Source organism: Protofrankia sp. CiT1 (assembly GCF_917627335.1).
Lineage (GTDB): Bacteria > Actinomycetota > Actinomycetes > Frankiales > Frankiaceae > Protofrankia.
Genome location: NZ_CAKJTP010000022.1, coordinates 20,154 through 26,740, shown reverse-complemented (window position 1 = coordinate 26,740; position 6,587 = coordinate 20,154). Strand labels below are relative to the sequence as shown.

Genomic DNA, 6,587 nt, shown 5'->3' with positions numbered 1-6,587 from the left:
ACCTATGACGACCCTGTGGGACACGACCGGCTCCGACGTTGTCAGGGCGTTGGCGGCCGAGCGGCGCTCGGCCGGCGCGCTCGCCTTCGGCCTGGCGCTGACCCTGGTGGTCGTGGTGGACGAAAAGCACGTCGGTGTCGCTGAGAGCGCCGCGACCACGGCGGCGGCGGCCCACCCGTGCCGGCTGCTCATCGTCGTCCGGCGCCAGCTGGACGCCGCCAGTTCGCGGTTGGACGCCGAGGTCTCCATCGGGGGGCGGCTCGGGCCGGGTGAGGCTGTGGTCATGCGCATGTTCGGGCGCCTCAGCCTGCACGCGGAGTCGGTGGTCCTGCCGTTGTTGGCACCGGACGCGCCAGTGATCACCTGGTGGCACGGTGTCCCGCCGGACCACATCGCTTACGATCCGCTCGGGGTTTTCGCCGACCGACGAGTCACCGACACGTCCGCGGCGGACGATCCCGTCGCCGCGCTGCGCCAGCGGGCGGCGGACTTCGCCCCCGGCGACACCGACCTCGCCTGGACGCGGCTGACCGCCTGGCGGACCCTGATCGCCGCCGCCTTCGAGTCGCTCACCGAGAGGCCGCGGGCGGCCACCATTGCCGGCGGCGACCGCGACCCCAGCGTCTGTCTGCTGTCCGGGTGGCTGTCCGACCGTTTGGGCCTACCGGTCAGCGTGGAGACGAAGTCGCACCACGGGCTTGCCGAAGTACGTTTTGATCTTAATGACGGCGAACTGACGGTTGCCCGGCAGGACTCCCGCACCGCTGTGCTGAAACGGCCCGGCCAGCCCGACCGGGCCGTGCCGCTGGCCGAACGCGGTCTCGGCGATCTGCTGGCCGAGGAGCTGCGCAGGCTTGACCACGACGGGCCCTACGCGGATGCGCTGGCCGCCTGGAGCACGGTCAAGGGGCTGGCAGCTCGTTCCCCGGTGCGCGAGCACATCTGGCGCGACCCGATGGCGAGCAGCGTGGACAGCCCGGGCACGACGGGCACGACGGGCACGATCACACGGAAGACAGGCACGATCGCGGGGGCGGCGGGCTGATGGGCGCGGCTGCCGAGGTCATCATCCACCCCGACGCGAGCCTGCTCGCCGCCGCGACAGCCGCCAGGATGATTATCAGCCTAGCGGACGCGCAGGCCGCCCGCGGCACCGCGTCGGTGGTGCTGACCGGTGGCGGTATCGGCGTGGCGACGCTGCGGGCGGTGCGCGGCAGTCCGGCCGTCCAGACGGTCGACTGGAGGCGGGTCGACGTGTGGTGGGGGGACGAGCGGTTCGTTTCCCTCGGCTCGCCCGACCGTAACGACGGCCAGGCACGGGCGGCGCTGCTCGACGCGCTGCCCCTGGACCCGGCTCGGGTCTTCGCGATGAGCGATCCGGACAGCGCGGCCGACGCCGACGCGGCCGCGGCCACCTACGCACAGCTGCTTGCCGAACACGCCCCGCCGGGCGCGGACATCGCCGCCCCATCCTTCGACGTGCTGCTGCTCGGCATCGGGCCGGACGGCCACGTAGCGTCGATCTTTCCGGATTCCCCAGCCGTACACGCCACCGCGACGGCCGTCGCCGTCCCCGACTCCCCCAAACCGCCGCAGGTCCGGATCACCCTCACGCTCCCCGCCATCCGGGCGGCCCGTGAGGTCTGGCTGCTCGCCGCAGGGGACGCGAAGACCGCCGCGGTGGCGCGGGCGCTCTCGGGCGCGTACCCCCCAGAGATCCCGGCCGCGGGCGCCCAGGGCCGGGAGCGGACGCTGTGGCTGCTGGACCGCGCCGCGGCAGCCGAGGTTCCGGCACCACGCGCCACGGCGCCGGCTCGGTAGGTTGTCGAGACGGCACACGTCAACCAAGATCACCAAATTGGCGTCACAACAGCCGGGGCCGCGTGGTACCGATCGACGAACGCCGCGACCGGTGCCACGGCCGGAACTCCACGGTCAGGCAGGGCCGCCGCGGCGCCGTGGGGCTGGGGCACGGACCCCAGCCCCGCTCCTTGACCCACACCCCTGTTGCCGGAGCCTCTAAACGGCGCCCCGCAGCTTGGCAAGGGCCTCGGCCAGGATCGCCTCGCCGTCTTTTTCGTTACGCCGCTCCCGGACGTAGGCGAGATGGGTCTTGTACGGTTCGGTCTTCGGCGGCGCGGGCACGTTGTCACGGTCGCGGCCCGCCGGGAAGCCGCAGCTTGGGCAGTCCCAGGTCTCTGGAATCGCGGCCTCCGCCGCAAACGACGGCCTGGTTTCGTGATTATTGGCGCACCAGAAGGAAATCCGCTGCCGCGGGGCGGTCTCGCCCCGTTCAGCCTCCCCCATTGGTCCCGCTCCTACCCGACTTCCTCGGATGGCGTTACCACCTGCCACGGTCCGTCTACTCCTTTGTCTCGTCCCGCTGGTTGACTCCGGACCCGGCCCCCAGCGCCTGCCGGTTCGGCCTGACCGAGTGTAAGACGAGATGGGCCGACCTCGTCGCACCCACCACCGCCGGTCATCCGCACGACGGTTTCAGGTCACTGTAAGCGCACTTCTCACGCAATGCCCATAGATACGCTGGTGGGATCACCGTTGTCGAGCGAGCCCAGCCGTACGAAACCACGAACGTTAACGCTGTGCATACGCGGCACCACGGTAACAGCCAACGGGATAACCGCGGCATCGGTGAGCAGCTCCCGTTCCAGATCACCCCAGCGGGTGTTGGCGGTGGCGGCATCACGCTCGGCGAGGGCGCTGTGCAGCAACAAGGTGATCTGTTCATTACGGTATCCGCCATCGGCCGGTCGGGGCCCCGACCATGCCGGCTCCAGCATGGGCTGGAACACGGTGCGCCCGGCATTGCCGAACCACTGTGGCGTCACGGTGTCCAGGGCGAGGTCCCAGGACTGGCTTTCGGTGGCCGCCATGGCGCGCGAAGGATAGTCGACGGCGGGCACCGCGATGACGCGCAGTGCCACGCCCCCGCGGGCGAAACCATCCCGGAGCGCTGACGCCACGCCCGCGGCCGCGGCCGAATCGGTGGTGAGCAGGGTCAGCGCGGTCAGCGGACCGCCAGGCGCGCTCCGCGCGCCCTCCCGGCAACGGGTCGCGTCGCCGGTCGAGCCGAGCGTGGGGAAGGGATCCCGAGGCTGGTAGCCGGCCATGGGGGCCTGCAGCAACTGCGCGGTCGCGGTGGCCGTGACAGGCCCGCCGAGAGCCGCCGCGACGGCCGCGCGGTCCACGCAGTACGTGAGCGCCACCCGGACGGCGCTCACCCGCAGGGCGGCGGCGGCCGGGCCGTGCAGCCCCACGGTGAGCGACACGACGGATCCCGGGCCGTCGGTGGACAGCCGACCGTCCGCCCGGGCGTCCAGCCCCGCCACCTCCGCGGCGGGTACGGGACTGTCGAGAGCCAGGTCAGCCCGCCCGGACTCGATCTCAGCCTGGGCGGTGGCGGCGTCCATGTTGATGCGTAGCGTGACATGGTCGGCAAGTGCCGGGCGGACACCGTCCGATGACGCGCTCCAGGCCGGGTTACGGGAGAGCCGGTAGGCCTCGTCGTTCACGGCCGCCGAGAAATGGTAAGGGCCATCGGAGATGAGGTGCTCCAGGTAGCCCGACGAATCCGGCGGGTATGCCAAAGCCTCCTGCGGTACCGGGGCCGCCGCCGGCAGGGCCAGGACATCGGCAAAGTCGGAGGCCGGCGCAAGCAGGTGGAACTCGATGGTCTCATCGCCGATGACCTGGACACCGCTGATGTCGCGATGCTCGATGAAGTCACGCGCGCCAGCCACCGGAGTCCGCGCGAGATCGTCACAGTAGACGGCGAAACCCGTCACGGTGGCGGCAAAGTACCCCCGCATGGGCGAAGGCTTCGGCGGGGTGCACAACCGCTTGATGCCGCGGGCGACATCGGTCGCGGTGACCCGCCTGAAGCCGGGGGTGTCCCAGCGCACCGAGGAACGCAGGACGACCGTGTAGACCTTCCCGCCCTCGCTGATCTCAGGGGGGCCAACCGCCAGATCCGGCTGGGGTGCCGCGGCGAAGACCGGGTCAGTGCTCGCGCGGTAGGAATACAGTTGGCGCGATACCAGCCGTACCAGCATCCTCGAAGCGGGGTCAGCCGCCCAGCCGGGGTCACCGGTGGGCATGGTGGCGCCGACCAGGCGCAGCGTTCCGCCGGGCTTGTCCGTCGGCTCGGAGGTGACCGTGGTCGTGACCGGCGTCACCCGCACCGGCCCGGGACCACCCTCGGCGCATGCCGCGGCAGCCCCGAAGAGCACGACCAGGCAGACGATCAGCGTCAAGGCCGGCGTTCGTGTCCGTCCAGGGCCGCTCACTCCTTGAGAAGGAGGCCCAGGCCGATGATGGAGGTAATCCAGATCAGCGCGACGGCGATCGTCAATCGATCAAGGTTCTTCTCCACGACCGAAGAACCCCCGAGCGAGGAGGACACACCGCCACCGAAGAGCGTGGACAGCCCACCCCCCTTGGCCCGGTGCAGCAACACGAGGAGCACCAGCAGCACACTCGTGATGATCAGGGCAATGGACAGCCCAACAGTCATCTCTTAGACCTGCTCCCGCGCCGTCGTCATCCAGCCGTCACTGTGAGGCCTCACCAGGCGCGCGAAAGACCATGATCGCGCCTCCAGTGGAGGTACAACAATCGTGCCAAGTTACATCACGGCGTCCCGGTCGTATGAACGGCACGCCATGTCCCCGGCTGCCCGGGCGATGACCGTCCAGACAGCTGCTCGTTACGGGACGACGCCGAGCGAGGTGAGGTCCACCATCATGAAAGCTGACGAGTAGCGGATGTTGGTGAGCCGATCGCTGTAGACGTTGAGTGCCCGATCATAGAGCAACGGGATGTAGGCACCAGACGCGACGACCGCCCGGTCCAGCGCCGTCCAGATGCCGGCCGCGTCATCCTCGTCCACCGTCTGGATGGCGCGGTCGAGGTCCGCGTTGATCGCGGGCTGATCCAGCTCGGCGAGGTTGAGGTTGTGCTGGGGACGGATCTCGCGCCCGTCGGCGAGCGGGCCGAGAAAGGCGTACGGCGTTGGCCGGTCACCCTGCCGGGCAGTCAGTATGAGGCCGTAGTTCATGGCGTGCGCACGGTCGGGTGTCCCGATCACCGCGGCGGGGTATTGCGGATCATCCACAACGCTGACGGTGACCGTGATACCGACCCGGGCCAGCGAGACACGGAGCGCCTCGGCCTGTGCGGCGTCCAGCGGGTCCGGCCCGGTGACGAGCGTCGTCGCGAAGCCGGCGGGCTGGCCGCAGGCCGCGAGTTCCGCCCTGGCCCTGGAAAGGTCGCCGGTACCGCCGGGGCTCGGGAAGAGATCAAACCAGGAGTAGTAACGCACCGGCGGCGTGAGCATCGTCCCGGCGATGTCCCCGCCGATGATCGGGCCTCCCCGGGCGCTCTGCTGGGCCTGCCTGTCCAGTGCCCAGGCCACGGCGGCGCGGCAGTGGATGTTGCCAAAAGGAGCGGTCCTGGTCACCACCGCCAGGTAACGCAGGATGCCCGTGGGCGCCTCGATAGTGCGGTCCGCCCGCAGGCTCGGGTTCGCGACGATCCGGGCCGCGGCCTGGGCTCCCACCCCGGTCTGCGCCGCGGCGACGTCGACCTGGTCGGTCAGGATGCGGTTGTCGATGTCAGCCGCGGTAAGCCCCATCCGCTCCACGACGCGATCCGGGAAGGCGGACCGGTTCGGGTCGCTCTTCGGGCTCCAGCTCGGGTTGCGTACCAGGGTGATGGACTCACCCGGACGGTAGTTCTCAATCTTGTACGGCCCCGAGGCGACCGGCCGCGCGCCGTAGGCCGCGCCGGTGTCGTGCGCCCGTGGCACCGGGGTTGAGACCGGTGAGGCCATCACGAGGTTCCAGTCCGCGAACGGCCGGTTCAGCCGGAACGTGATGGTCAGGTCATCCGGAGTCATCACCGAGGCGAGACCGAGGCGATCGGGGTCCGGATCGTTGTAGGGCCCCGGATAGGGGGCGTTGTCGTCCGCGAGCAGCTTCACGACCTCACCTGGACCGCCGGTGATCACGTCCGTGGCGAACGCCCGCTCGATCCCGTACTTGATGTCCTTGGACGTGATCGGTGTGCCATCCTCGAACGCCAGCCCCGCGCGGATGGTGTAGGTCCAGGTACGCAGGTCCTTGGACGTCGGCACGTCGGTGGCGAGATCTCCGGCCAGCTTCGCGACGCCGGCGCTCACGCTGTAGGTCACCAGCTGGCGGGAGATCCACCGCTGCTGGTTCCAGCAGCGGACGGCCGAGGTCCGCTGCGGGTCCCAGGAGTCGCAGTCGGTAGTCGCCGCCACCCGCAGCGTCCCGCCGGTCCGATCCGACGGCGCGATGGTCCTGGAGCTGATCGCGGCGGGCGGGACCAGCGGGGCAGGCGAGACCTGCCCGTGGCGTCCCGCGTCTGTGCAGGCGACCGAGGCAAGACCGAGGACAGCCACGACGGTGCCGACCCGGGTGAGCGCATGCTTGCGTCGCATGGTCTGAGCTGAGCCCCTTCCCGGCGGGAGCGCGTCCCGCCACCGGAGCCACCCAAGCACACCCGGATCAGGCCACCTGCCGCGCAGTGGCTCGTCCGCCCGTCCC

The 6,587-nt window shown here is 70.4% G+C and carries 6 protein-coding genes; 2 read left to right on the top strand and 4 right to left on the bottom strand.

The window, feature by feature from the left end:
• Positions 1-4: 4 nt before the first annotated feature.
• A complete protein-coding gene (locus tag MJ785_RS06245; RefSeq protein ID WP_239346293.1) occupies positions 5-1,045 on the top strand; it encodes a glucose-6-phosphate dehydrogenase assembly protein OpcA in 1,041 nt (346 codons plus the stop codon).
• Positions 1,045-1,821, top strand: coding sequence for a 6-phosphogluconolactonase (pgl, locus tag MJ785_RS06240; protein ID WP_239308531.1), 777 nt, complete (start codon positions 1,045-1,047; stop codon positions 1,819-1,821). The genes MJ785_RS06245 and pgl overlap by 1 nt, the downstream gene beginning before the upstream one ends.
• 198 nt (positions 1,822-2,019) lie before the next feature.
• On the opposite strand, the gene MJ785_RS06235 is transcribed toward pgl, so the two are convergent.
• The 4 genes from MJ785_RS06235 to MJ785_RS06220 form a co-directional block, all read right to left on the bottom strand.
• The gene (locus tag MJ785_RS06235; RefSeq protein WP_255720378.1) at positions 2,020-2,355 is read right to left on the bottom strand and encodes an RNA polymerase-binding protein RbpA; all 336 of its coding nucleotides are present in this window, start codon (positions 2,353-2,355) and stop codon (positions 2,020-2,022) included.
• A 164-nt stretch (positions 2,356-2,519) separates the two neighbouring features.
• Complete coding sequence (locus MJ785_RS06230; RefSeq protein ID WP_239308508.1) at positions 2,520-4,271, bottom strand: ABC transporter substrate-binding protein; 1,752 nt, start codon at positions 4,269-4,271, stop codon at positions 2,520-2,522.
• Positions 4,272-4,300: 29 nt separating this feature from the next.
• Entirely contained in the window at positions 4,301-4,531 is a 231-nt protein-coding gene (secG, locus tag MJ785_RS06225) for a preprotein translocase subunit SecG (RefSeq protein ID WP_239308507.1), read from the bottom strand.
• A gap of 192 nt (positions 4,532-4,723) precedes the next feature.
• The coding region (locus tag MJ785_RS06220; RefSeq protein ID WP_370652879.1) for an ABC transporter substrate-binding protein at positions 4,724-6,587 on the bottom strand (1,864 nt) is incomplete at its 5' end.

Bases quoted from the DNA above. Each gene is read 5' to 3' on its own strand.
- MJ785_RS06245 (WP_239346293.1), top strand. From the start codon at position 5: ATGACGACCCTGTGGGACACGACCGGCTCCGACGTTGTCAGGGCGTTG.
- pgl (WP_239308531.1), top strand. From the start codon at position 1,045: ATGGGCGCGGCTGCCGAGGTCATCATCCACCCCGACGCGAGCCTGCTC.
- secG (WP_239308507.1), bottom strand. From the start codon at position 4,531: ATGACTGTTGGGCTGTCCATTGCCCTGATCATCACGAGTGTGCTGCTG.